Source organism: Streptomyces sp. NPDC036764, assembly GCF_055609385.1.
On sequence record NZ_JBVJPT010000001.1, the window covers coordinates 716,898 to 739,502 of the forward strand.

General features: G+C 71.7%; 23 protein-coding genes and 1 pseudogene. 13 read left to right on the plus strand and 11 right to left on the minus strand.

From position 1 onward, the window contains the following. Positions 1–6: 6 nt before the first annotated feature. The 4 genes from eboE to ACZ69Q_RS03075 are packed head-to-tail and all read left to right on the plus strand — an operon-like array spanning position 7 to position 4,278. Positions 7–1,164, plus strand: coding sequence for a metabolite traffic protein EboE (gene eboE, locus ACZ69Q_RS03060; protein WP_471035392.1), 1,158 nt, complete (start codon positions 7–9; stop codon positions 1,162–1,164). After that, positions 1,161–2,549: an alkaline phosphatase family protein gene (locus tag ACZ69Q_RS03065; RefSeq protein WP_471035396.1), complete on the plus strand. Its 1,389-nt coding sequence runs from the start codon at positions 1,161–1,163 to the stop codon at positions 2,547–2,549. The genes eboE and ACZ69Q_RS03065 overlap by 4 nt, the downstream gene beginning before the upstream one ends. Further along, positions 2,546–3,733, plus strand: a complete 1,188-nt coding sequence (locus tag ACZ69Q_RS03070; protein ID WP_471035398.1) for a cytochrome P450 — start codon at positions 2,546–2,548, stop codon at positions 3,731–3,733. Before ACZ69Q_RS03065 ends, ACZ69Q_RS03070 begins: the two co-directional genes overlap by 4 nt. A gap of 38 nt (positions 3,734–3,771) precedes the next feature. Further along, positions 3,772–4,278 carry an O-acetyl-ADP-ribose deacetylase gene (locus ACZ69Q_RS03075; RefSeq protein WP_471035401.1) on the plus strand — a complete coding sequence of 169 codons (507 nt, stop codon included), beginning with the start codon at positions 3,772–3,774 and terminating at the stop codon, positions 4,276–4,278. 20 nt (positions 4,279–4,298) lie between these two features. Here the strand turns inward: ACZ69Q_RS03075 and ACZ69Q_RS03080 are convergent. Next, a pseudogene (locus ACZ69Q_RS03080) lies at positions 4,299–4,546 on the minus strand (SRPBCC family protein); the annotation flags it as partial. A gap of 116 nt (positions 4,547–4,662) precedes the next feature. After that, entirely contained in the window at positions 4,663–5,625 is a 963-nt protein-coding gene (locus tag ACZ69Q_RS03085) for an alpha/beta fold hydrolase (RefSeq protein WP_471035403.1), read from the minus strand. 400 nt (positions 5,626–6,025) lie between these two features. On the opposite strand from ACZ69Q_RS03085, the gene ACZ69Q_RS03090 reads away from it, so the two are divergent. After that, a complete protein-coding gene (locus tag ACZ69Q_RS03090; RefSeq protein ID WP_471035407.1) occupies positions 6,026–7,552 on the plus strand; it encodes an FAD-dependent monooxygenase in 1,527 nt (508 codons plus the stop codon). A 44-nt stretch (positions 7,553–7,596) separates the two neighbouring features. Next, on the plus strand, positions 7,597–8,088 hold the full coding sequence (locus ACZ69Q_RS03095) for a hypothetical protein (RefSeq protein ID WP_471035411.1): 492 nt from the start codon (positions 7,597–7,599) through the stop codon (positions 8,086–8,088). A 25-nt stretch (positions 8,089–8,113) separates the two neighbouring features. Here the strand turns inward: ACZ69Q_RS03095 and ACZ69Q_RS03100 are convergent, their stop codons facing one another. Beyond that, positions 8,114–8,476 carry an ArsR/SmtB family transcription factor gene (locus ACZ69Q_RS03100; RefSeq protein ID WP_471035413.1) on the minus strand — a complete coding sequence of 121 codons (363 nt, stop codon included), beginning with the start codon at positions 8,474–8,476 and terminating at the stop codon, positions 8,114–8,116. A 154-nt stretch (positions 8,477–8,630) separates the two neighbouring features. On the opposite strand from ACZ69Q_RS03100, the gene ACZ69Q_RS03105 reads away from it, so the two are divergent. Together ACZ69Q_RS03105 and ACZ69Q_RS03110 are read left to right on the plus strand one after the other, a co-directional pair. Next, positions 8,631–10,112: an AlkA N-terminal domain-containing protein gene (locus ACZ69Q_RS03105; protein ID WP_471035416.1), complete on the plus strand. Its 1,482-nt coding sequence runs from the start codon at positions 8,631–8,633 to the stop codon at positions 10,110–10,112. Positions 10,113–10,131: 19 nt separating this feature from the next. Further along, entirely contained in the window at positions 10,132–10,614 is a 483-nt protein-coding gene (locus tag ACZ69Q_RS03110; protein ID WP_471035417.1) for a methylated-DNA--[protein]-cysteine S-methyltransferase, read from the plus strand. A gap of 10 nt (positions 10,615–10,624) precedes the next feature. Here the strand turns inward: ACZ69Q_RS03110 and ACZ69Q_RS03115 are convergent, their stop codons facing one another. After that, a complete protein-coding gene (locus ACZ69Q_RS03115; RefSeq protein WP_471035420.1) occupies positions 10,625–10,993 on the minus strand; it encodes a VOC family protein in 369 nt (122 codons plus the stop codon). Between the two features lie 177 nt (positions 10,994–11,170). On the opposite strand from ACZ69Q_RS03115, the gene ACZ69Q_RS03120 reads away from it, so the two are divergent. From ACZ69Q_RS03120 to ACZ69Q_RS03135, 4 genes are all read left to right on the plus strand, one after another. Beyond that, positions 11,171–11,812, plus strand: a complete 642-nt coding sequence (locus tag ACZ69Q_RS03120; RefSeq protein WP_471035422.1) for a hypothetical protein — start codon at positions 11,171–11,173, stop codon at positions 11,810–11,812. Between the two features lie 71 nt (positions 11,813–11,883). Beyond that, positions 11,884–12,147: a ferredoxin gene (locus ACZ69Q_RS03125; protein WP_471035424.1), complete on the plus strand. Its 264-nt coding sequence runs from the start codon at positions 11,884–11,886 to the stop codon at positions 12,145–12,147. Continuing rightward, positions 12,104–13,528, plus strand: coding sequence for an NAD(P)/FAD-dependent oxidoreductase (locus ACZ69Q_RS03130; protein WP_471035427.1), 1,425 nt, complete (start codon positions 12,104–12,106; stop codon positions 13,526–13,528). The genes ACZ69Q_RS03125 and ACZ69Q_RS03130 overlap by 44 nt, the downstream gene beginning before the upstream one ends. Before the next feature lie 24 nt (positions 13,529–13,552). Next, entirely contained in the window at positions 13,553–14,791 is a 1,239-nt protein-coding gene (locus tag ACZ69Q_RS03135) for a cytochrome P450 (protein WP_471035430.1), read from the plus strand. 36 nt (positions 14,792–14,827) lie between these two features. Here the strand turns inward: ACZ69Q_RS03135 and ACZ69Q_RS03140 are convergent, their stop codons facing one another. The 4 genes from ACZ69Q_RS03140 to ACZ69Q_RS03155 form a co-directional block, all read right to left on the minus strand. After that, the gene (locus tag ACZ69Q_RS03140) at positions 14,828–15,574 is read right to left on the minus strand and encodes an SIR2 family NAD-dependent protein deacylase (protein ID WP_471035433.1); all 747 of its coding nucleotides are present in this window, start codon (positions 15,572–15,574) and stop codon (positions 14,828–14,830) included. Between the two features lies 1 nt (position 15,575). Further along, a complete protein-coding gene (locus ACZ69Q_RS03145) occupies positions 15,576–16,208 on the minus strand; it encodes a hypothetical protein (RefSeq protein ID WP_471035435.1) in 633 nt (210 codons plus the stop codon). A 242-nt stretch (positions 16,209–16,450) separates the two neighbouring features. Continuing rightward, a complete protein-coding gene (locus ACZ69Q_RS03150; RefSeq protein ID WP_471035438.1) occupies positions 16,451–16,957 on the minus strand; it encodes an NUDIX domain-containing protein in 507 nt (168 codons plus the stop codon). Between the two features lie 82 nt (positions 16,958–17,039). After that, a complete protein-coding gene (locus ACZ69Q_RS03155; RefSeq protein WP_471035442.1) occupies positions 17,040–18,113 on the minus strand; it encodes an ADP-ribosylglycohydrolase family protein in 1,074 nt (357 codons plus the stop codon). A gap of 125 nt (positions 18,114–18,238) precedes the next feature. Here ACZ69Q_RS03155 and ACZ69Q_RS03160 point away from each other — a divergent pair, with 125 nt between their 5' ends. Continuing rightward, the gene (locus ACZ69Q_RS03160; RefSeq protein WP_471035444.1) at positions 18,239–19,402 is read left to right on the plus strand and encodes a glycerate kinase; all 1,164 of its coding nucleotides are present in this window, start codon (positions 18,239–18,241) and stop codon (positions 19,400–19,402) included. Positions 19,403–19,729: 327 nt separating this feature from the next. On the opposite strand, the gene pssA is transcribed toward ACZ69Q_RS03160, so the two are convergent. From pssA to ACZ69Q_RS03175, 3 genes are all read right to left on the minus strand, one after another. After that, positions 19,730–20,581: a CDP-diacylglycerol--serine O-phosphatidyltransferase gene (gene pssA / locus ACZ69Q_RS03165; protein WP_471035450.1), complete on the minus strand. Its 852-nt coding sequence runs from the start codon at positions 20,579–20,581 to the stop codon at positions 19,730–19,732. After that, a complete protein-coding gene (locus tag ACZ69Q_RS03170; protein ID WP_003996602.1) occupies positions 20,568–21,227 on the minus strand; it encodes a phosphatidylserine decarboxylase in 660 nt (219 codons plus the stop codon). Before ACZ69Q_RS03170 ends, pssA begins: the two co-directional genes overlap by 14 nt. Positions 21,228–21,397: 170 nt before the next feature. Beyond that, positions 21,398–22,603, minus strand: a complete 1,206-nt coding sequence (locus ACZ69Q_RS03175) for an acyl-CoA dehydrogenase family protein (protein WP_031475707.1) — start codon at positions 22,601–22,603, stop codon at positions 21,398–21,400. Between the last annotated feature and the right edge of the window lie 2 nt (positions 22,604–22,605).

Consider the following 22,605-nt stretch of genomic DNA (forward strand, 5'->3'; position numbering starts at 1 on the left):
CATCCGATGCGCTTTCTGCACCCGGACGGCAGCACCGTCCACCTCGGCTACTGCAGCAACGTCCACCAGGCGGAGGACCTGGACGGTGTGATCGCCCAGCTCGCCGAGTACGCCGAGCCCGTCCGTGAGCGGCTCGGCGCCGGGCGGCTCGGCATCGGGCTGTGGCTGGCCCGCGGTGTCGTCACCGAACTCGCCGATGACGAGGGCGCGTTGGAGCGGCTGAGGAGCGAGCTGCGGGCACGCGGACTGGAGACCGTCACCCTCAACGCCTTTCCGTACGCCGGCTTCCACCGCGAGGTCGTCAAGAAGGACGTGTACCTGCCCGACTGGGCCGACGAGGCCCGGCTGCGGTACACCCTGGACTGCGCGCGCGTCCTCGCCGCCCTGCTCCCGGACGACGTCGACCACGGCAGCGTCTCCACCCTGCCGCTCGCCTGGCGCTCCCCGTGGTCCCGTGCCTGCGCCGAGGAGGCCCGCCACGCCCTGGACCGGCTCACCACGGGGCTCGCCGCGCTGGAGTCGTGGACGGGCCGCCGTATCCGCGTCGGCTTCGAACCGGAACCCGGGTGCGTCGTCGAGACCACCACCCAGGCGGTACGCGAACTGGGCGGACTGGACCCCGACAGGCTGGGCATCTGCCTCGACGCCTGCCATCTCGCCGTCCAGTTCGAGGAGCCGGCCGACGCCCTGCGCCGGCTCGCGGAGGCCGGCCTTCCCGTGGTCAAGCTCCAGGCGTCCTGCGCCGTGGAGGCCGTCCGCCCCGCCGACCCCGCGGCCCGCGCCGCCCTGTACCGGCTCGCCGAACCCCGGTTCCTGCACCAGACCCGTACCACGGCCGACGGCGACGTCCTCGGCGTGGACGACCTGCCGGACGCCCTCGGCGGCGGTCTCCCCGACACCGGCGGACCCTGGCGCGTCCACTTCCACGCCCCGCTGCACACCGAACCCGAACCCCCGCTGCGTACCACCTCCGCCCAGCTCGACCAGGTCCTCGCCGGGCTGCTGGGCGGCGGATCGGCCGACTGCGCACACATCGAGGTCGAGACCTACACCTGGTCCGTCCTGCCCGAACCGCCCGCTGACCTGCCCGGCGGCATCGCCGCCGAACTCGCCTGGGCCCGCGACCGGCTGACCGGCCTCGGCCTCAAGGGGGACCCGTCATGAACCGTGTGGTCGTACTCGACATCGTCGGCCTGACCCCGAAGCTCCTGAAGCACATGCCGTCCGTCGCCGCCCTCGGCGAACGCGGCTTCCGGGCCCGGCTCGACACCGTGCTCCCCGCTGTGACCTGCACCGTCCAGTCCACCCTCCTCACCGGCGAACCCCCCTCCACGCACGGTGCCGTCGCCAACGGCTGGTACTTCCGCGACCTCGGCGAGGTCATGCTGTGGCGCCAGCACAACGCCCTCGTCGGCGGCGAGAAGATCTGGGAGACGGCCCGGAAGACGAACCCGGACTACAAGGTCGCCAACATCTGCTGGTGGTACGCGATGGGCGCCGACGTCGACTGGACCGTCACCCCGCGCCCCGTCTACTACTCCGACGGCCGCAAGGAACCCGACTGCTACACCTGGCCGCCTTCGCTGCACGACGAACTCACCGACCGGCTCGGCCCGTTCCCCCTGTTCACCTACTGGGGCCCCAACGCGGGCATGCCCTCCACCCAGTGGATCCTCGCCGCCGCCCGCCAGGTCTTCGACGAGAAGCGCCCCGACCTCACCCTCGTCTACATCCCGCAGATGGACTACGAGCCCCAGCGCTCCGGCCCTGACTCGGACGCGACCGTCGAGGCGGCCCGCCGGCTCGACGAGGCCCTGCGCCCGCTGATCGACCACTTCCTGCGCGAGGGTGCGACCGTCGTGGCGCTCAGCGAGTACGGCATCACGCCCGCCTCCCGCCCCGTCGACATCAACCGTGCCCTGCGCCGGGCCGGTCTGCTGGAGGTCCACACGCAGGACGGCATGGAGTACCTCGACCCCTGGACCTCCCGCGCCTTCGCGGTCGCCGACCACCAGGTCGCCCATGTGTACGTCCGTGATCCGGCGGACACCGAGGCGGTCGCCAAGCTCGTCGCCGAACTCGACGGCGTGGAGCGGGTGTTGGACGGCGAAGGCAAGGCGGCCCACGGTCTGGACCACGAGCGCTCCGGCGAACTCGTCGCCCTCGCCGACCCCGACGCCTGGTTCACGTACTACTACTGGCTCGACGACGACCGCGCCCCCGACTTCGCCCGCCAGGTCGAGATCCACCGCAAGCCCGGCTACGACCCCGCCGAGCTGCTCTACGACGAGACGGTCCCCGCGGTGAAGCTGCGTGCCGTCGGCCAGGTCGCCCGCAAGAAGCTCGGCTTCCGCTACCGCCTGAAGACCGTCCCGCTGAACCCGACCGGCGTCCGCGGCAGCCACGGCCGGCTGCCCGCCGACCCCGCCGACGGCCCCGTACTGCTGTGCTCGCGGCCGGACCGGGCGCGGGAGGCGTACGCGGCCACCGAGGTCAAGTCCCTGCTGCTCGGCCTCGCGGACCCGCACACCGAAGGAACCGAGAAATGACGGCACACCCGCCCCTCCCCACGATCCGCCCCCTGCTCGACCCGGCTCCCGAATACGCCAAGTGGCAGTCCGAGGAGCCGATCCGCCGGGTGACGATCTGGGGCGACAACAGCCCCTGGCTGATCACCCGTCACGAGGACGCCCGCACCGTCCTCGCGGACCCCCGCTTCAGCGCGGACGCCAACCACCCGGACTTCCCCCACACCCGCCCCGGAGCCCCGCCCCAGGCCCCCGGCCTCTTCCACCAGATGGACCCGCCGGACCACACCCGGCTGCGCCGCATGCTGATCCCCGACTTCACCTTCCGGCGCGTCGAGCAGATGGAGGGCGCCATCCAGCGGATCTGCGACGACCTGCTGGACGCGATGACGCAGGCCGGTGCGACCGAGGCGGACCTGGTGGCGTCGTACGCGCTGCCGCTGCCGACCCTCGCCATCTGCGAACTGCTCGGCGTGCCCTACGAGGACCACGGCTTCTTCCGGGAGAAGTCCAACGCCCTCACCAGCGTCGCCGGCGACCCTGCCGAGGCGATGAACGCCCGCATGGCCCTCTACGGCTATCTGCGCGCCCTCATCGAGCGACGCGCCCAGGACCCCGCCGACGACCTGATCTCCCGGCTGGCCACGGAGCGCGTGGCGACCGGCGAGGCCACGCTCGACGAGGCCACCGGCATGGTCTCGCTGCTCCTGCTGGCCGGCCACGAGACCACGGCGAACATGTTCCCGCTGGCGGTGATCGCCCTGCTGCACAACCCGGCGCAACTGGACGCGCTGCGCGCCGACGAATCCCTGTGGCCCGGGGCGGTGGAGGAACTGCTGCGCCATCTGACCGTCATCCACTCCGGCATACGGCGCATCGCCACGCAGGACGTGGAGCTGTCCGGGGTCCGGATCCGGGCGGGGGAGGGCGTGGTGGTGGCGTTGCAGTCCGCAAACCGCGACCCGGCGCGGTACGCCGGCCCAGACGACCTCGACGTGCGCCGCGACGCGGCCGGCCACCTGGCCTTCGGGCACGGTCCGCACCAGTGCCTCGGCCAGTCGCTGGCCCGCGCCGAACTCCGCCTGGGCCTGGCCGCCCTGTTCCGCAGGCTCCCGATGCTGCACCTTACGGCCCCGCCCGACTCGCTGGCCCTGTCCACCAGTACGGTCCACGGGGTGCGCTCGCTGCCCGTCGCCTGGCGGTGAACCTGCGGTGGCGGTACCGCCCTGCTATAGAGGCAGTCATGACCACCATCAGGCTCGTGCAGGGCGACATCACCCGCGAGACGGTCGACGCGATCGTCAACGCCGCGAACTCCTCCCTCCTCGGCGGGGGAGGAGTCGACGGCGCCATCCACCGCCGCGGCGGCCCCGCGATCCTCGCCGCCTGCCGCGACCTGCGGGCCTCCCACTACGGCAAGGGCCTGCCCACGGGACAGGCGGTCGCCACGACCGCGGGGGACCTGGACGCCCGCTGGGTGATCCATACCGTCGGCCCGGTCTGGTCGGCCTCCGAGGACCGCTCGGCCCTGCTGGCCTCCTGCTACCGGGAGTCCCTGCGCGTGGCCGATGAGCTGGGCGCCCGCACGGTCGCGTTCCCGGCGGTCTCCACCGGTGTCTACCGGTGGCCCATGGAGGACGCGGCGCGCATCGCGACAGAGACGGTACGGGACACCCCGACCTCCGTCGAAGAGGTGCGGTTCGTCCTCTTCGACGACCGCGCGTACGAGGCGTTCGCCCAGCAGGCATGAGCCCCTCGCGGAGGTTCCCGTCAGCGGTCGTCGCGAGGCGGGTCGCAGGCGCGGGCCTGCGCGGCGGTCTTCAGGTCGCGCAGCCATCCCTTGAGGCCGTCGGCGAGGATCTCGGTCGCGAGGGGCACGTTCGCTTCGACCTGGTCGCCGGTGTGGGTCGCCTCGGTGCGCACCAAGACCCCGCCCCTCACCTTCGTGAAGGCCACACGTGTACGCCGTCGATGCGCAGTCCGTCACCGACCGCGGGGCCGGTCCAGCGGATACAGGAGTCGAGCACGGCCCCACCCCGGCGATGTTCTCGGCCCCGTCGGACCCCCGCACCGCCGACTACGTGGAGGGCCGCTTCGGCTGGGAGGGGCGCCGGGGCCGTCTCGCCGGCCGACGTCAGGAACAGGCCGTGAGGAACTCGACAAGCGCCGCGTTCACCTCGGCGGGCCGTTCCTGCTGGGTCCAGTGTCCGCAGCCCGCCAACTTGACCGGCTCGCGCCACAGGTTGGGCATCAGGGCGGGGAGCCGCTCGATGAACTCGGGCGTGCCGGGGAACGCCGGGACCAGGTCGCGGTCGCCGTAGACGTACAGGGCGGGCGGGGTGACGACGGCGCCGTGCCAGGGCGCGGTCAGCTCCCAGTTGCGGTCCAGGTTGCGGTACCAGTTGAGGGCCCCGGTGAAGCCCTGGGAGAAGCTCTCCGTGAGCGCGTCGAGGTCGTCCTCGGTGAACCAGTCCGGCAGCACCTCGGGGTCCGGCATGTCCGCGAGCCAGCCGCGCTCGGGGTCGACCAAAGGCTGCTCGAGCTCGCCCGCGTGCGGGGCGTCGCCGGAGGCCGAGTAGAAGAACTTCCGCAGGGTGGTGCGCGTGTCCTTCGCGAACTCGGCGTCCGCGACACCCGGGCGGGCGAAGTAGTTCCAGTAGAACCGGCCGCCGAACCGCTCCTGCATCGAGGCCAGCGGCGGATGGATCCCCCGGAACGGCGGCGGCACGCTCAGCCCGGCCACCCCGCGCACCACGTCCGGTCGCAGCAGGGCGGTGTGCCAGGCGACCGGCGCACCCCAGTCGTGGCCGACGACGTACGCCTTCTCCTCGCCCAGGGCGTGAATGAGACCCACGACGTCACCGACCAGGTGAAGGATGGTGTACGCGTCGACGGCGTCGGGACGGTCGCTGCGTCCGTACCCCCGCTGGTCGGGGGCGACCACCCGGAACCCGGCGTCGGCCAGCGGCCCGAACTGGTGGTGCCAGGAGTGCCAGGACTCGGGGAAGCCGTGCAGGAGCACCACCAGCGGCCCGTCGCCCTGCTCGGCGATGTGCAGCCGAACGCCGTTCACGTCAACCATCCGATGCTCAACCATGGGACGAGCGTACGTGCCGTGAGGTCAAGACGATCACGCAGGTCAGCGGGGGCGAAGAGGGCGGCAACTGGCCGACCTTCGACGGGAGTAGAGCCGATTCCCGTGCCGGCCGTGTTCGGGGTGCCGCTCCTCGGGGCATCGTCGCCGGGGCGGCCCGTGGCCGACGGCGCCGCGGCGGCATCGGCCACGCCGGCCGGTCCGCGGCCCGCGGACGCGTCGAGGTGTTCGTCGCGGGCAAGGCCGGCCAGGTCTGCCAATTCCTCTTCGACACCGTCGCCACCCGCGAGAGGCTCGCGACCCGGCAGCACTTGCTCGCCACCGCCCGGGCCCGGCTACTGATCGACACGAGCGTCCAGGGACAGGGGGCGGGCGGCCGGGCGGGCCCGTCTACCGTTGACCCATGACGCCATCGCTGGACGTGCTGGTCGTGGGTGCCGGGCCGACCGGGCTCGCGCTCGCCGCTCAACTGCGTTCCTACGGGACCCGGTTCCGTATCGTCGACCGGTCCCTCGACCGCGTACGGGAGTCCCGGGCGCTCGGCATCCAGCCCCGCACCCTGGAGGCGCTCGCCGGGTTCGGGGTGAGCGAGGAACTCGTGGCTCGGGGCAACCCGGCGATGGGGCTGCGGCTGCATCTGGACCGGCGCACGGTGTCCATGCCGCTCTTCGACATCGGCGCCACCGACACGCCGTACCCCTTTCTGCTGTTCCTCGCGCAGTCCGAGACGGAGAGCGTCCTCGGTGAGCACCTGGCCGCGCGGGACGTGACGATCGAGCGGGGCACCGAGGTCGTCGCACTGGAGCGGCAGGGCGCGCACGTCGTCGCCCGGCTGCGCGGCCGGGACGGCGCCGAGGAGACCGTGACGGCCCGCTACGCCGTCGGCTGCGACGGCGCCCACAGCACGGTGCGTGCCCAGGCGGGCATCGGGTTCGAGGGGTACGCCTATCCGCAGACGTACCTGCTCGCCGACCTGGAGGTGGACGGACTGGAACCGGGCGCGGTGCACTCGTACATGACCGGGCGCGGGATGCTGTTCTTCTTCCCGCTCGGCTCGCCGGCCCCCTGGCGCATGCTCGCGATGCGGCCGTCCGATGCCCCCGACACCAAGGTGACCCTGCCGCTGCTGCAAGGGATCGCCGAACGGTACGGCGCGAAGGGGCTGGTCCTGCGCGACCCCGTCTGGATGACCGACTTCCGCCTCCACAACCGCGGCGCCGCCCGATACCGCTCCGGCCCCTTCTTCCTGGCCGGCGACGCCGCCCACATCCACAGCCCGGCCGGCGCCCAGGGCATGAACACCGGCATCCAGGACGCCCTCAACCTGGGCTGGAAGCTCGCCCTGGTGTGCCGGGGCTCCGCGCCGGAGGAGCTGCTGGACACGTACGGTGCCGAGCGGGTGCCGGTCGGCCGTGCCGTACGGCGGTTCACCGACCGCGCCTTCGTCATCGGCACCGGCGCCCACCCCGTCCTGCGCTTCGCCCGCGCCCGACTGGTGCCCCGCGTCGCCCCGCTGGCCGGGCACGCGACGGCACCCCGCCGCTGGGTCTTCCGCACCGTCTCCGAACTCGGCATCCACTACCGCCGCAGCCCCGCCTCGACCACGGGCCCACGACCTCGCCGCGGCCCACGGGCCGGGGACCGGCTGCCCGACCTGCCCCGCGGGCTCCAGGCCCAAGTCGCCGCCCCAAACTGGCATCTGCTGCTGGCCGGCCCGCCGCACCTCTGGCCGGACGAGCGGCTCGCGCCGGTTCTGGCCGGCCGGGCCGGCCTCGTCACCGTCCACCGCCTCGGCCGTCGGAGTCCCTGGCCGGGCGTCGCCCACGCACTGGTACGGCCCGACGGCCACCTCGGCTACGTCGGGCGCGGCGCCGAGTTGGACGGGCTGCGCGCCTACGTCGACCGCTGGCTGCCGACCGAGCCCGCGTGACCCGTGGGGTGAACGGCTGCCGGGCTTGATCCGTACCACTTCTCGTGCAGTCACAGCGAGGCAGCAGAGGAAGCAAAGGCGGCAGCGGAAGCACCGGACGCGTCGCGGCGGCCGGGGTCCTGGTTCTCCTGCTCACCGCCACCGCGTGCGGCGGCGGTGACGACGAGGGGGCCTCAGCGCAGAGCAGCCCGTCGAACGTAGCCGCCACCGTGGCCGGTGTCGTGGCACCGGCGAAGGTCGAGGTGATCGCCGACCTGACCGGCTGCAAGGTCAAGATCCGGACCGAGGCGGACGAACTGCGCGAGGGCGTCTGCCACACCGAGCGGGGCAACTACCTGATCACGACGTTCCCCGCGGAGAAGCTCAAGCTGACCTGGCTGGACGCGGCCGCCGTCTACGGAGGCAAGTACCTCGTCGGCACCCGCTGGGTGGTCAGCGCCAAACCCAAGCTGCTGGAACAGCTCCGTCCCCAACTGGGCGGAAACATCCAGCAGTTGCGGGGCGTGGGGCCGACTCCCGGCCCGAGCGCGCCCTGACGTCGACGTCGCCCCGCGGCGTGGCTCACCCGGCCGTGTCGCTGATTCCCAGCCGCAGATGCTCCACGTGGTACACGGCCTGGTCGAGCAGTTCGGCGACATGGTGGTCGTGCAGCGCGTACACCACCGACCGGCCGCGCCGCTCACCCACGACCAGGCCCAGATTGCGCAGCAGCCGCAGTTGGTGCGAGCACGCGGACTGCTCCATGCCCACCTCGGCCGCCAACTCCGTGGCCGGCAGCGGTCCCTCGCGCAGTCGCGCCAGGATCAGCAGGCGGGAGGGGGTGGACAGGGCCTGGAGAGTGGTGGCCACCTTCGCCACGTTGGCCGCGTCCAGACGTACGCGCTCCGGGGTGTCCTGCGCGGCGGTGACGGCTCCATGACCCATGGGGGTCATCTTACCCATCGTACATAAACGCATGAATGATCATTCATGTATCGAGGTGTGGGCCCGATGAGGCGATCCGGCGGTCCCCAGCGCAGACGAGGTTGATGTCGGATTCTCGCCAGCCCTCGCGGCTGCCGTGGTCGATGCTGGACGTATGCAGAAGGGGATGCACATCGATACCGAGCGCTGTGTGCGCGCCGTTCAGTCCAAGGACGCCCGCTTCGACGGATGGTTCTTCACGGCGGTCGTCACGACCGGGATCTACTGCCGGCCAAGCTGCCCGGTGGTCCCGCCCAAGCCCGAGAACATGCGGTTCTTCCCGAGCGCGGCCGCATGCCAGCAGGCCGCGTTCCGGGCCTGCAAGCGCTGCCGCCCGGACACCAGCCCCGGCTCCCCGGAGTGGAACCAGCGCGCCGACCTCGTCGCCCGCGCGATGCGGCTCATCGCCGACGGCATCGTGGACCGCGAGGGCGTGCCCGGCCTCGCCGCCCGGCTCGGCTACAGCACCCGGCAGATCGAACGCCAGCTCCTCGCCGAGCTGGGCGCCGGCCCGCTCGCCCTGGCCCGCGCCCAGCGCGCCCAGGCCGCCCGTCTCCTCATCGAGACGACGCCGCTGCCCATGGCGGACGTCGCCTTCGCGGCCGGGTTCTCCTCCATCCGCACCTTCAACGACACCGTCCGCGAGGTCTTCGCCCTCTCACCGAGCGACCTGCGCGCCCGCGCACCCCGCGGCAACCCCGGCAACACCACCGGCGCCCTGACCCTGCGCCTGCCGTTCCGTGCCCCCCTCAACCCCGACAACCTCTTCGGGCACCTCGCGGCAACCTCCGTACCCGGTGTCGAGGAGTGGCGGGACGGCGCCTACCGGCGCACGCTGAGGCTGCCGTACGGCCACGGCATCGTGACCCTGACCCCGCGGCCCGACCACATCGCCTGCCGTCTCACCCTCGGCGACCTGCGCGATCTGACCGTGGCGATCAGCCGGTGCCGCCGGATGCTCGACCTGGACGCCGATCCGGTCGCGATCGACGACCAACTGCGCGCCGACCCGCTGCTCACGCCGCTGGTCGACAAGGCGCCCGGCCGCCGGGTGCCGCGCACGGTCGACGAGGCCGAGTTCGCCGTCCGGGCCGTGCTCGGCCAGCAGGTCTCCACGGCGGCCGCCCGTACCCACGCGGCCCGTCTGGTCACCGCCCACGGCGAGCGGGTCGACGACCCCGAGGGCGGTCTCACGCACCTCTTCCCGTCTCCCGAGGCGCTGGCGTCGGTGGACCCGGAGTCGCTGGCGATGCCCCGCAGCCGCCGGACGACGTTCACCACCCTGGTCCGTCAACTCGCCGACGGCGACGTGCGCCTGGGGCCCGACAGCGACTGGCCGGAGACCCGGGCCCGCCTGCTCGCCCTCCCCGGCTTCGGCCCCTGGACGGTCGACGTCATCGCGATGCGCGCCCTCGGCGACCCCGACGCCTTCCTCCCCACCGACCTCGGAATCCGCCGCGCCGCCCAGGAACTCGGCCTGCCGTCCACGCCGGCGGCCCTCACGGCCCGCGCCGCGGCCTGGCGCCCCTGGAGGGCGTATGCCGTGCAGTACCTGTGGGCGACGGACAGCCACCCGATCAACTTCCTTCCGGTGTAAGGAAAGCAAAGGACAGCAAGTGAAACAGCACACCGTCATCGACAGCCCGTACGGCCCGCTCACCCTCGTCGCCGACGACGGCGTCCTGTGCGGCCTCTACATGACCGACCAGCGCCACCGCCCGTCCGAGGAGACCTTCGGCCTCCGCGACGAGTCACCCTTCGCGGAGGCCGAGGACCAGCTCGAGGCGTATTTCGCGGGCGAGTTGAAGGAGTTCACCCTCGAACTGCGGCTGCTCGGCACGCCGTTCCAGCGCACCGTCTGGGATCAGTTGAGGAAGATCCCGTACGGCGAGACCCGCTCCTACGGCCAACTCGCCGACAACCTCGGCAACTCCGGCGCCTCCCGCGCGGTCGGCCTCGCCAACGGCAAGAACCCGATCGGCATCATCGTCCCCTGCCACCGCGTCGTCGGCGCGAACGGCAGCCTCACCGGCTACGGCGGCGGCCTGGAGCGCAAGCAGCGCCTGCTGGACTTCGAGAGCGCCGCGGCGCTGTTCTGAGCGCGCTGCCTCAGCCGGCCCGCTCCACGGCACTGCGCTCCACACAGAACTCGTTGCCCTCCGGGTCGGCGAGGACCGCCCAGCCCGTGCCGTCCGGGTTGCGGCGGTCGTCGACCAGGGCGGCACCGAGGGCGAGGACCCGCTCGACCTCCTCGTCCCGGGTGCGGTCCTTCGGCTGAAGGTCCAGATGCACGCGGTTCTTGACGGTCTTGGGCTCGGGGACGGTGACGAACAGCAGGCCGGCGCCCTCGATCAGCACGGCCTCGTCGCCGGGCTGGTCGTCCTCGTGCACGGGCAGACCGAGCACCTGGGACCAGAAGCCGGCGAGCCGGTAGGCGTCGGCGGCGTCGATCGTCACATGGCGTATCGCAGAGGTCATGATCGCAATTCTGCTTTACTCCCCGAGCCCGCGCAGCGCTTCGAACGCAGCGGAGGCCGACCGCCGGCCGTGACCCGTACGGCGGACAGCGGTCTTCCTCCCGGGTGACCCCGGTGGCGTGAGCGCCGTGAACGCTGGTGTCTGTACGAAGGGGGAGCAGGCAGAAGGCGGGAGATCATGGAGCCAAAGCACCGCCGGCTCGCGACACCCTGGGCCGCCGGGGTGGCCGGGGTGGTGTTCGCGGTCCTGATGGCCGTGTCGATCATCCTGGTGCGCGTCGCCCTGCCCGAGGGCGCCGAAGGCACAGCCGTGACCGTCGACGCCGGACAGCGCAACGCCGTGCGGACGGCGCTGGAGCTGCTCCCGTTCGCCGGTATCGCGTTCCTGTGGTTCATGGGCGCCCTGCGCGAACAGGCCGGCCAGGCCGAGGACCGGTTCGTCTCCACCGTGTTCCTGGGCAGCGGCCTGGTCTTCGTCGCCACCCTGTTCGGCGCCGCCGCCGCGGCCGGGACCGTGCTCGAGGAGACACAGCAGAGCTCTCCCTTCGGCCGCGACTACGCCTACGCCCTGCTGACCACGTACGCCATGCGGATGGCGGCGGTGTTCATCTTCACCACCTCGACCATCGGCCGCCGGCTCCACGTCCTGCCGCGGCCCCTCGTCGTCCTCGGCTATCTGGCGGGTCTGACACTGCTCGTGGTGGGATCCTCCGTGCCCTGGTCCGAACTGGTCCTTCCGGGCTGGGCGCTGCTCCTCAGCCTGAACATCCTGTGGGAGCACCGGCGTCACACCGGGGCCCGGCCCGCCGCCCCGACCTGAACCGGCCGCCCCCTCACTCGATCGGTCCGCTCTTCGTCGCCACATCCCCTCCGGCCGCCCAGAGTGGTCGCATGAGGGGTGACCGGCCCGTCGGAGAGGACCATCGCGTGGTCAGGATTGCCGTCGATCTGAACCGCTGTCAGGGGTATGCGCAGTGCGCTTTCCTCGCCCCGGAGGTCTTCGCCATGCACGGCGAGGAGGCCCTGCTGTACAACCCGGAGGCCGGCGAGGAAGTGCGCGAGCAACTGGCCCGGGCCGTCGCGGCCTGCCCCGTCCAGGCGATCCTCGTCGATGCCGTGGACGTACCGGCCGAGGCGGTGTCCGGTGCTCGGTGACGAGTCCCTGGAGCAGCTCAGGCGCGAGGGCCGCATCGTCGTCGTAGGTGCGTCCCTGGCCGGCCTGCGGGCCGCCGAAGCCCTCCGGGCCGAAGGCTTCGCCGGGTCACTGACCATGATCGGCGACGAGCCCCACGAACCGTACGACCGGCCCCCGCTGTCCAAGCAGGTGCTGCTGGGCAGGGCCGCGGCCGAGCGCACCGCACTGCCCCGGCTCCGGGCCGTCGACGCGACCTGGCGGCTCGGCCAGGCGGCCACCGGCCTGGACATGGCCGCCCGGCGGGTGCGGCTGGCCGACGGCGACGAGGTGCCGTACGACCGGCTGCTGATCGCCACCGGGGTCCGGGCGCGACCCTGGCCGCGCGAGGCCGAGGCGGAACTCGACGGCGTCTTCGTCCTGCGGACCCGCGACGACAGCGCGGCACTCGTGCGACGGCTCGACGCGGGACCCGAGCGGGTCCTCGTCATCGGGGCCGGGTTCACCGGCTCGGAGATCGCCTCCGCCTGCCGCGAACGGGGCCTGCCCGTCACCGTCGCCGAGCGGGCCGCGGTGCCCCTGGCCGGCGCGCTCGGCGGCGTCGTCGGGGCGGTCGCCGCCGACATGCAGCGAGAGGCCGGTGTGGACCTGCGGTGCGGGGTCATGGTCACCGCCCTGGAGGGCGACGCGTCGGGACGGGTGCGCGCCGCGCGGCTCTCCGACGGCTCCACCGTGCCGACCGACGTGGTGGTCGTCTCGCTCGGCGCCACCCGCAACACCGAATGGCTCGCCGGGTCCGGACTCGGCGCCGGTCCCCGGGGCATCGCCTGCGACGCCGGCTGCCGTGCCTTCGACATCCGCGGGATCGTCACCGACGACATCTACGCGGCCGGCGACGTCGCCCGCTGCCCGCACCCCTTGTTCGGCTACCAGTTCCTGGCCCTGGAGCACTGGGGAAACGCCGTCGCCCAGGCCCGGATCGCGGCGCACAACATGCTCAGCGACAGCACCGAACGCGTGCCCCACATGGCGGTGCCGTCCTTCTGGTCGGCGCAGTTCGGCGTCAACATCAAGTCGGTCGGAGTGCCGTCGATGGGGACGGAGATCCTCATCTCGCAGGGCTCCCTCGAAAGCCGCCGGTTCGTCGGCGTCTACGGGTATCAGGGGCGGGTCATCGGCGCCGTCTCGTTCGACCACGGCCGGTGGCTGCCGTTCTACCAGGAGCTGATCGAGAGCACCGCGCCGTTCCCGCCGCAGTTCGCGACGGTCGACCGGCGCCCCGGTGGACAGCGGCCCGTCGACGCGGACTTCCCCGACCCCTCGGTCCCCACCCACGGCCCCACCGTGACCCTCAGCGGCTACTCGCCGGCCGACCGCCGGACGACGTTCACCCCCGCGCACTGACCCGCACGGCCCCGAGGACCCGCCATGACACAAACCCTGCTGCACCAGATCCTGGACTACGCCAACCGGGCCGACCCGTACCCGCTCTACGAAGAGCTGCGCAGGACCCCGGTCCACCACGAGGACGACGACGGGCCGTACGTGATCAGCACCTACTACGAGATCCGCAGCCTGCTGCACGACCCCCGGATCAGCTCCGACGCCCGCAACCTCGCCTCGCACACCACCGACCCACTGCCCGAGGCGCCCCAGGGGGAGGGCGTCCTGCCGCCGGGCTTCCTCAAGCTCGACCCGCCGGAGCACGACCGGCTGCGCCGCATGACGAACCGCCCCTTCGGCCCGCCGCACTCGCCCCGCCGCGTCGACGGCATGCGCCCGGAGCTCCACGACATCGTCACCGGCCTCATCGACGGCATCGGCGACCCGGGCCGGATCGACCTGGTGGAACAGTTCTCGTACCCCTTCCCGGTGACCGTGATCTGCCGGCTGCTCGGGGTGCCGCGCGAGGACGAGGCTCGCTTCCACGTCTGGGCGGACACCCTCGCCGCGAGCCTGGACCCCGACCCGGACGCCGAGTCGGCCGGGCAGGGCAAGGACGCGCAGGACGCCCGCATGCAGTTGGGCATGTACCTGGCCGGCCTGATCGAGGAGCGGCGCAAGAACCCCGGGGACGACATGCTCTCCCAACTGGCCACGGCCGAGGGCGAGGACGGCCCGATGACCACGATGGAACTGCTCAGCACCGCGGCGCTGCTGCTGATCGCCGGGCACGAGACCACGGTCAACCTCATCACCAACGGCATGCTCACCCTGCTGCGCAACCCCGACGTCCTGCAGCGGCTGCGCACCGAACCGCGGCTGGCCGTGCCCCTCGTCGAGGAGCTGCTGCGCTTCGAGCCGCCGGTGCAACTGGTGCCGCAGCGCACCACCCTGGCCGACATCGAGGTCCGCGGCGTCACCATCCCCAAGGGCGCCGCCCTCTGGCTGGTCCTGGCGTCGGGCAACCGCGACCCCCAGCGTTTCGCGGACCCCGACCGCTTCGACCCGGACCGCCCGGACATCCAGCACCTCGGCCTCGGCAGCGGCATCCACAGTTGCTTCGGTGCCCCGCTCGCCCGCCTGGAGACCCAGCTCGCCCTTGCGGAGCTGGCCCGGCGGCTGGAGAACCCACGACTGCTTCAGGACCCGCCGCCGTACCGGCAAAACGCCGTGCTGCGCGGCCCGCGCCAACTGCACATCGCCTGCGACGGCATCCGTCCCTAGTCGTCGCGCGGGCCTAGTCGTCTCGCGGGCCGCCGGTCAGTCCACCATGCCGCTCTTCACGCCGAGCCCCTGCAGCAGCTTCGGCAGCGCGGTGCCGATCGGCTCGCGGATCACCTCGTCGGCGCGGTCGTCGTACGGTGTCGGCTCGGCGTTGACGATGACGAGCCGGGCGCCGTGGTCGGCGGCGACTCCCGCGAGGCCGGCCGCGGGCTGCACCTGGAGGCTGCTGCCGACGGCGATGAACACCTGGCAGGCCTTGGTGATCGCAACTGCCTGGCCGAGTACGGACGGGTCGAGCCGCTCGCCGAACATGACCGTCGCCGACTTCAGGATCCCGCCGCACTCCAGGCACGGCGGATCCGCCTCACCGGCCTCGACCCGGGCCAGGGCGTCCTCCATCGACCCGCGCGCGTGGCACTTCGTGCACACCACGCTCCGTGCGCTGCCGTGCAGTTCGAGGACCTTGCGGGCGGGCAGTCCGGCGAGCTGGTGCAGCCCGTCGACGTTCTGCGTGATCACCCGCACCGGCACCCCGGACCGCTCCAGCTCGGCCACCGCCCGGTGCGCGGCGTTCGGCTCCGCCTTGAGCGTGCGGTTCTTGCGCCGCATCTGCCACGAGCGGCGCCGGATCTCCGGATCGCCCATGTAGTACTCGTACGTCACGAGCTTCTCGGCCTCCGGGTCCCGGCGCCACAGTCCGTTGGGCCCGCGGTAGTCGGGGATGCCGGAGTCCGTGCTGATACCGGCGCCGCTGAGGAGGGCGACAAGGGGTGGCTTGGTCATGTCACCGAGGGTAGGACGGGGGCGGTGGCGGCTGCGAACGGATATCCGGGCCGCCGGCCCCCGAAGTCCCCCTGATCCGTTCCCCGGCGCTCGGTGTGACGTGAACCGGCCGGACGAACGCGTCCACCCGGGAGCCGAGTTTCGCGGTGATGTCGTCGCGCAGCGGTGCGTACACCTGCTCGTTGAGATGCAGTATCCGGCTGCCGCGCAGGATCGTGCCGCGCGCTGAGAACCTGGCTTTCCTGAGCACCGGGACTTCCCGGTCGGAGCGGAATCGGAAGCAGCCGAGTCGTACGACGACACCGCCCGTCGTCTCGGTCGCGAGGAGGACCTGGAAATTCCCGGTGGTACGCGCCTTTCCGTTCTCCTCGAATATCCCGGCCGCCCGGTCGTCGTCCGGCAGGGTGGCCAGGGATTTCCACAGCACGGCGACCAGTTCCCTGCTTTTCTCGTCGGACACCGGGCCGAGCGTGTCCAGAACCACCGTCTCCACCGGACAGGGATTCATGCGCGGCCGGTAGACACCGAATCCGGAGCTTTCCTCGACGACCCAGCCGATTCTTTCGAGGGTGTCCCCGTACACCGGATACCAGGCTTCGGCATCCGTGTGCCGGTCGTGTTTGCGGTCGGCCACCAATTGCGCCAGAAGGGCCGAGTGAAGGACCGTCCGCCGCCTCCGTGCGTTCCGGAAAACAGAACGCCTATAGGTCAGTCAGTGACGGCTATATTAAACCCCGCCGTGCGGGCGTCAAGGGAACCGATTCATGATTGGTGCGCGGACGGGTGAGGCCGCGATTCCTCGACTTCTTTCGGCCATTCCCGCCCGTTTCCGGAAACACCACGGTGCCCGGGAATTCCCGGCGCACCCAACCGGACTCACACGGCGCCGGAATTCACTCGGTGCCCGTTCTCCAGCTCCACCGTGCCGCCGCCGTCCGCCAGAACGTCCAGCGCGGCCAGGACGCGCCGGCCCAGCGCGCCCGGCAGATGCGCGGTGAGCTCCTCGCGCGCGACGAGCCGCCAGGACAGCAGCTCCTCCTCCTGCAACCGGATCGCCTTGAGGTCGTCCTCGCCGAGGACGCCGCCGTCGTACAGATAGGCCACCAGCGGCGGCCGCCCCGTCCCGTGCACCCAGTCCACCGCGAGCAGCGCGCCGAGCCGCCGGTCCAGGCCGATCTCCTCGGCCGTCTCCCGGCGTGCGCCCTGCCGCGGTGTCTCGCCGTCGTCGGACTCGATCGTGCCGCCCGGAAGCGCCCAGCCCTCACGGTAGTTGGGCTCCACGAGCAGCACCCGGCCCTCGGCGTCCCGGAACAGGGCGGCGGCACCGGCGAGGACGCGGGGGAGACCCGCGATGTACGTGGCGAAGTCTTGCGAGGTGGTCATTGGGGAAGCGTAACCAGCCCCCGCAACCACACCCTCGGCCCAAAGCCCGACCCTGCGCAGCGGACCGCGGCCCTCCCGTCGGCTACTCCTCCGTCTCCGCCAGGCGCACCGTCCGCTCCGCCAGCTCGCTGATCCGTGCCCCGTCGAACCCGAACACCGCACTGCGGACCGTGTCCTCCAGCGGCTCGGTCCACTGCCCCGGGATCGCCTCCGCCCCGGTCAGCACACCCGCCACCGAACCGGCGGTCGCCCCGTTGGAGTCGGTGTCGAGGCCGCCACGGACGGTGAGGGTGATGCTCCGGGTGAAGTCGCCGTCGCCGTACAGCAGCCCGGCGGTGAGCACGGCGGCGTTCGGGACGGTGTGGATCCAGCCGAGCCCGGCGGTCTCCTCAGCGACCGTGGTGAGGGTGTCCTCCCAGGTCATCCGGGTGTCATGCAGCGAGACGACACGACGCACGGTGCGCGCGAGACGACAGCTCGCCGGGATCACCGCGAGCGCCTGGTCGACCGCCTCCCGGATCGTGGAAGCCGTGAACGCCGCCGCGATCAGCGCCGCCGCCCACATCGCGCCGTACACACCGTTGCCGGTGTGCGACAGCACCGCGTCCCGCCGGGCGAGCGAGGCGGCGCGGCGCGGGTGGCCCGGGCAGGTCCAGCCGTAGATGTCGGCGCGGATGAGGGCGCCGATCCACTCCTGGTAAGGGTTGTCGTAGGTGGCCGTGAGCGGCGGCTTCAGACCGTTGGCGAGATTGCGGTAGGCCGCCCGCTCCGCCGTGAAGGTCTGCAGATACGGCAGCCGCAGCAGCCACAGGTCCCCGACCTGCTCGGTGCTGAACCCGAAGCCGTGGGTCTCCAGCAGGTCGAGGCCGAGGATCGCGTAGTCGACGTCGTCGTCCCGGCAGCTTCCGTGGATACGGCCGCGCACGCAGTGCCGCCACTCCGGGCGCAGCTCGAAGCCGTCGGCCTCGCTGGGCGGCTCGGGGAGATAGTCGGTGAGGGGCAGGGCGGCGGCCTGCCGCAGATACTGGTCGATACGGTCCCGCGTCCACAGGTCGCCCTGCTCGACCGGCTTGCCGAGCATGTTGCCCGCGATCCGGCCCAGCCAGCCCCCGAGGACGCGGTCGCCGAGCTCTGGCTCGGTGCCCACAGGGGTCATAGGACCGGTTTACCCGATTCCGGGCGTCTGCACAGGGAGGCCGCAGCAGGTTCTCAACGTCCGGTCGGCGCATGACGGCGGGGGCGGACTCCGGTTATGGTCACAGCGGCGCGACTGGCCTTGACATGCGCGAGGCCCGGAGAGCAAGGGGAAAACAGGTGACACAGCGCGTGCTCATCGCCGCGGACAAGTTCAAGGGGTCGCTGACGGCCGTGCAGGTCGCCGAGCGTGTGACCGCCGGTCTGCGCCGGATCGTGCCGGACCTCGAGGTGGAGGCCATGCCCGTGGCCGACGGCGGCGACGGGACCGTGGACGCGGCGGTCGCGGCCGGCTTCGAGCGGCGGGAGGTCCGGGTCGCCGGGCCCCTCGGACACGAGGTGGGCGCGGCGTTCGCGCTGCGCGGCGACACGGCGGTCGTGGAGATGGCCGAGGCGAGCGGCCTCCAGCGGCTGCCCGCGGGCGTCTTCGCACCGCTCACGGCGTCCACCTACGGCTCCGGAGAGCTGCTGCGGGCTGCGCTGGACGCAGGTGCCCGCACGATCGTGTTCGGCGTGGGCGGCAGTGCCACGACGGACGGCGGCGCAGGCATGCTGACCGCGCTCGGCGCCCGCTTCCTTGACGCGGACGGCGAGCCGGTGGCGCCGGGCGGCGGGGGCCTCGGCGACCTGGCCACGGCCGACCTCTCCGGCCTGGACCCGAGGCTGGCTTCCGTCGACCTGGTGCTCGCCAGCGACGTCGACAACCCGCTGACCGGCCCGAAGGGCGCACCCGCCGTGTACGGCCCGCAGAAGGGTGCCTCGCCGGACGACGTGCGGACCCTGGACGCGGCGCTCGGGCACTTCGCGAAGGTGCTGGAGGCGTCCGTCGGCCCCGAGGCCGCCGAGCATGCCGCCGCGCCCGGCGCCGGCGCCGCGGGCGGCATCGGCTACGGCGCCCTCCTGCTCGGCGCCCGCTTCCGTGCCGGCATCGAGGTCATGCTCGACGTCCTGGGCTTCGCGCCCGCGCTGGAGCGGGCGACGCTGGTGATCACCGGCGAGGGCTCCCTCGACGAGCAGACCCTGCACGGCAAGGCTCCCGCGGGCGTCGCGGCGGCGGCCCGCGCGGCGGACAAGGAGGTCGTCGCGGTGTGCGGCCGCCTCGCCCTGGCCCCGGAGGCGCTCGGCCGGGCCGGCATCAGGCGGGCCTACCCCCTGACGGAGATCGAGCCGGACGTGGCGAAGTGCATCGCGGACGCGGGCCCCATCCTGGAACGCTCGGCGGAACGAATCGCCCGGGACTTCCTGGCCTGACCTCGATCATTTCGCCCCCGCCGCCCCTACCCGTCCCATCCTGAAGGGGCTCCGCCCCTTCGACCCCGCCAGGGGGCGCCGCCCCCTGGACCCCCGCTCCTCAAACGCCGGAGGGGCGGAATTTCAGCAGCCGCCGGAGAGGCTGGTTTCACCGGACGCCGGCGGGAGAGTTCTTTCAGCCCGTCCGGCCTTTGAGGACGAGGCCCGTTCAGGGCCGAAGCGGGGGTTTGGGGGCGGCAGCCCCCAGGAGCGCCCGCCGAAGCGCCGAGTGCGGAAAAGCGAAGGGCCCCGAACCAACCCGGTCCGGGGCCCAAGCCAAGCGCAGCGTTACGGCTGAGCCGCCCGCGCCTCACGCCGGTTGTCGCGGAAGTTGTTCACCCGGCGAGCCGTGGCGAACAGCGGAATCACGGCACCCATCACAAGCTGCAACGCACAGCCGGTCTGCAGCAGGAGCTGACCGCTCGGGGCGTCGAAGGCCCAGGCGGCGAGCAGGCCCATGCTGACCACGATCCAGGAGAGCATCGCCACGGCGAGCCGGCCCCGCGGCTTCGGGTACTCGACGCGGCTCACCATCAGCCAGGCGGTGCCGAGGATCGCCAGCAGCGTCGCCACGAACGGCAGCTCCAGCAGGACGATCGAGACCACCGTCAGCGCGCCGAACGGCGAGGGCATGCCCTGGAACATGCCGTTCGGCGGCGTCACGCAGGAGAATCTCGCGAGCCGTAGCACCACCGCCAGCAGCACGACGATCGCGCCGACCGCCGCCACCCGCTGGTGCGCGTCGTCGGCGACCATGCCGTAGACCAGGACGAAGTACGCGGGCGCCAGGCCGAAGCTGATCAGGTCCGAGAGGTTGTCCAGCTCCGCGCCCATGGGCGAGGACCGCAGCTTGCGCGCGACCAGGCCGTCGAACAGGTCGAAGACCGCCGCGCACAGCATCAGGATGACCGCCGTGGCCGCGCTGTGGCGGGCCATGCCGGTCTCCTGGTCACCGGTGAGGTGCGGGATCAGGATGCCGGTGGTGGTGAAGTACACCGCCATGAATCCGCACGTGGCGTTGCCGAGAGTGAGGGTGTCCGCTATCGACAGGCGAAGAGAGAGGGGCATCTCCTCTTCTTCGTCGACCTCGTCGGCCTCGGGCACCCAGCCCGCCTGGGTCTCAGGATCAATCACGGTCAATGCGAGTCACCCCAGCCACCGTCTTCTGACCGACCTCGACCGCGACCTCCACGCCCTCGGGTAGGTAGATGTCGACACGCGAGCCGAAGCGGATCAGACCGATACGGTCGCCCTGCTCGACCTTCGTCCCCTGCGGGATGTAGGGGACGATGCGGCGGGCCACCGCGCCGGCGATCTGGATCATCTCGATGTCACCGAGTTCGGTGTCGAAATGCCAGACTACGCGCTCGTTGTTCTCGCTCTCCTTGTTGAACGCCGGAACGAACCCGCCCGGGATGTGCTCCACGGACGTCACCGTGCCCGACAGCGGCGCGCGGTTGACGTGGACGTTCAGCGGGCTCATGAAGATCGCGACGCGGGTGCGGCCGTCCTTCCACGGCATGATGCTCTGCACCACACCGTCGGCGGGCGAGATGACCCGGCCCTGGGCGATCTCGCGCTCGGGGTCGCGGAAGAACCACAGCATGCCCGCCGCGAGAGCGGTGGCGGGCACGGCGACGGCCTTGGCGACGCCGGAGCGGCGTGCGCGCAGCAGGCTGACGGCTGCGGTGGCGACGGTCGGGAGAAGCCACGGCGATGCTCCGCGCGCGAGGCGTACGCCGCCGACCTGGCTGTCGCGTGGTGCAGAGGTTTGGCTGTGGGGCATGGATGACCTTCGTAGCGGATGATGCCGCGCGGTATCAGGGGACGGCGGCTTTCCCGGGATGGTACCGGTCGCGGGCCACAACTGGGCAAGCCAGGAAGCCGAGTCGGAGGCCGAAGACTGTTGACGGGGTGTGATCTTCTTCTCCAAGAAAACACCCCGTATCCGGATATTCAGCCCTGGAACCGATACTCTTCGAGCAACCTGCGACCGATGATCATTTTTTGGATCTCGGCGGTACCTTCACCGATCAGCAGCATCGGAGCCTCGCGGTAGAGGCGCTCGATCTCGTACTCCTTGGAGAAGCCGTAGCCGCCGTGGATCCGGAAGGCGTCCTCCACGACCTCCTTGCAGTACTCGGAGGCGAGGTACTTCGCCATCCCAGCCTCAAGGTCGTTTCGTTCCCCGGAGTCCTTTTTGCGTGCCGCGTTCACCATCATGGCATGTGCGGCCTCGACCTTGGTAGCCATCTCGGCCAGCTTGAACTGAATGGCCTGGTGCTGGGCGATCGGCTTGCCGAAGGTGTGCCGCTGCTGGGCGTACTGGACACCCAGCTCGAACGCACGCTGAGCGACGCCGCAGCCACGCGCCGCCACATTGACGCGCCCGACCTCGACGCCGTCCATCATCTGGTAGAAGCCGCGCCCGGTGACGCCGCCGAGCACCCGATTGGCCGGAATTCGCAGGCCGTCCATGATGAGCTCGGTCGTGTCGACGCCCTTGTAGCCCATCTTGTCGATCTTGCCGGGGATGGTGAGGCCGGGGCGGACCTCTCCGAAGCCGGGCTCCTTCTCGACGAGGAAGGTCGTCATCGACTTGTGGGGTGCGGTGCCCTCGGGGTGTCCTTCGTCACTTCGGACGAGAACGGCGACCAGACTTGACGTTCCGCCGTTCGTCAGCCACATCTTCTGGCCGTTCAGGACGTACTCCTCGCCGTCCTTCACCGCCTTCGACGTGATGGCCGACACATCGGAGCCCAGGCCCGGCTCCGACATCGAGAAGGCGCCGCGAATGTCGCCGGCCGCCATCCTCGGCAGGAAGTGGTCCTTCTGCTCCTGCGTGCCGTGCTGCTTGAGCATGTACGCCACGATGAAGTGGGTGTTGATGATGCCGGACACCGACATCCAGCCGCGGGCGATCTCCTCGACGCACAGGGCGTACGTCAGGAGGGACTCGCCCAGACCGCCGTACTCCTCGGGGATCATCAGGCCGAACAGGCCGAGTTCCTTGAGGCCGTCGACGATCTGCTGCGGGTACTCGTCGCGGTGCTCCAGCTCGGTGGCGACCGGGATGATCTCCTTGTCCACGAAGTCGCGGACGGTGGAGAGGATCTCCTGCTGGATGTCGGTCAGACCGGCGGTCTGGGCGAGTCGCGCCATGG

Excerpts from the sequence above, each read along its gene's own strand:
- ACZ69Q_RS03105 (WP_471035416.1), top strand. The coding sequence starts at position 8,631 with ATGCAGAAGGGGATGCACATCGATACCGAGCGCTGTGTGCGCGCCGTT.
- ACZ69Q_RS03115 (WP_471035420.1), bottom strand. The coding sequence starts at position 10,993 with ATGACCTCTGCGATACGCCATGTGACGATCGACGCCGCCGACGCCTAC.
- ACZ69Q_RS03170 (WP_003996602.1), bottom strand. The coding sequence starts at position 21,227 with ATGCCCCACAGCCAAACCTCTGCACCACGCGACAGCCAGGTCGGCGGC.
- ACZ69Q_RS03070 (WP_471035398.1), top strand. The coding sequence starts at position 2,546 with ATGACGGCACACCCGCCCCTCCCCACGATCCGCCCCCTGCTCGACCCG.
- ACZ69Q_RS03160 (WP_471035444.1), top strand. The coding sequence starts at position 18,239 with ATGCGCGAGGCCCGGAGAGCAAGGGGAAAACAGGTGACACAGCGCGTG.
- ACZ69Q_RS03135 (WP_471035430.1), top strand. The coding sequence starts at position 13,553 with ATGACACAAACCCTGCTGCACCAGATCCTGGACTACGCCAACCGGGCC.
- ACZ69Q_RS03090 (WP_471035407.1), top strand. The coding sequence starts at position 6,026 with ATGACGCCATCGCTGGACGTGCTGGTCGTGGGTGCCGGGCCGACCGGG.
- ACZ69Q_RS03150 (WP_471035438.1), bottom strand. The coding sequence starts at position 16,957 with ATGACCACCTCGCAAGACTTCGCCACGTACATCGCGGGTCTCCCCCGC.
- ACZ69Q_RS03125 (WP_471035424.1), top strand. The coding sequence starts at position 11,884 with ATGAGGGGTGACCGGCCCGTCGGAGAGGACCATCGCGTGGTCAGGATT.
- ACZ69Q_RS03120 (WP_471035422.1), top strand. The coding sequence starts at position 11,171 with ATGGAGCCAAAGCACCGCCGGCTCGCGACACCCTGGGCCGCCGGGGTG.
- ACZ69Q_RS03175 (WP_031475707.1), bottom strand. The coding sequence starts at position 22,603 with ATGGCGCGACTCGCCCAGACCGCCGGTCTGACCGACATCCAGCAGGAG.
- ACZ69Q_RS03100 (WP_471035413.1), bottom strand. The coding sequence starts at position 8,476 with ATGGGTCATGGAGCCGTCACCGCCGCGCAGGACACCCCGGAGCGCGTA.
- ACZ69Q_RS03140 (WP_471035433.1), bottom strand. The coding sequence starts at position 15,574 with ATGACCAAGCCACCCCTTGTCGCCCTCCTCAGCGGCGCCGGTATCAGC.
- eboE (WP_471035392.1), top strand. The coding sequence starts at position 7 with ATGCGCTTTCTGCACCCGGACGGCAGCACCGTCCACCTCGGCTACTGC.
- ACZ69Q_RS03085 (WP_471035403.1), bottom strand. The coding sequence starts at position 5,625 with ATGGTTGAGCATCGGATGGTTGACGTGAACGGCGTTCGGCTGCACATC.
- ACZ69Q_RS03065 (WP_471035396.1), top strand. The coding sequence starts at position 1,161 with ATGAACCGTGTGGTCGTACTCGACATCGTCGGCCTGACCCCGAAGCTC.
- ACZ69Q_RS03155 (WP_471035442.1), bottom strand. The coding sequence starts at position 18,113 with ATGACCCCTGTGGGCACCGAGCCAGAGCTCGGCGACCGCGTCCTCGGG.
- ACZ69Q_RS03130 (WP_471035427.1), top strand. The coding sequence starts at position 12,104 with ATGCCGTGGACGTACCGGCCGAGGCGGTGTCCGGTGCTCGGTGACGAG.
- ACZ69Q_RS03075 (WP_471035401.1), top strand. The coding sequence starts at position 3,772 with ATGACCACCATCAGGCTCGTGCAGGGCGACATCACCCGCGAGACGGTC.